The organism is Alkalimonas collagenimarina, assembly GCF_030717845.1.
Classification (GTDB): Bacteria; Pseudomonadota; Gammaproteobacteria; order Enterobacterales; family Alteromonadaceae; genus Alkalimonas; species Alkalimonas collagenimarina.
The window spans coordinates 1-344 of sequence record NZ_JAUZVZ010000075.1 but is presented as its reverse complement, the minus strand read 5'-3'; the positions used below and the strand labels follow the sequence as shown (position 1 = coordinate 344).

1 rRNA gene is annotated in these 344 nt (G+C 49.4%); it reads right to left on the bottom strand.

The annotated features are described in order from the left end of the window. A 23S ribosomal RNA gene (locus Q3O60_RS17655) occupies positions 1–275 on the bottom strand; the annotation flags it as partial. Positions 276–344 lie beyond the last annotated feature (69 nt).

Here is a 344-nt window from a genome sequence, read left to right as displayed (position 1 = left end):
CAGCTTAAGGGCTGGCCCCCTTTCGCTCGCCGCTACTTAGGGGATCTCGGTTGATTTCTTTTCCTCGGGGTACTTAGATGTTTCAGTTCTCCCGGTTCGCCTCTTACACCTATGTATTCAGTGTAAGATAGTGCATAAATGCACTGGGTTTCCCCATTCGGATATCTGCGGGTCTAACGCTTCTTACCAGCTTCCCACAGCTTTTCGCAGGTTAGTACGTCCTTCATCGCCTCTGACTGCCAAGGCATCCACCGTGTACGCTTAGTCACTTAACCATACAACCCCAAGTGGCCTTAGCCTCTTGAAGTCGCACGCTTGAATGAGTAAGGTCACAAATAAATTTG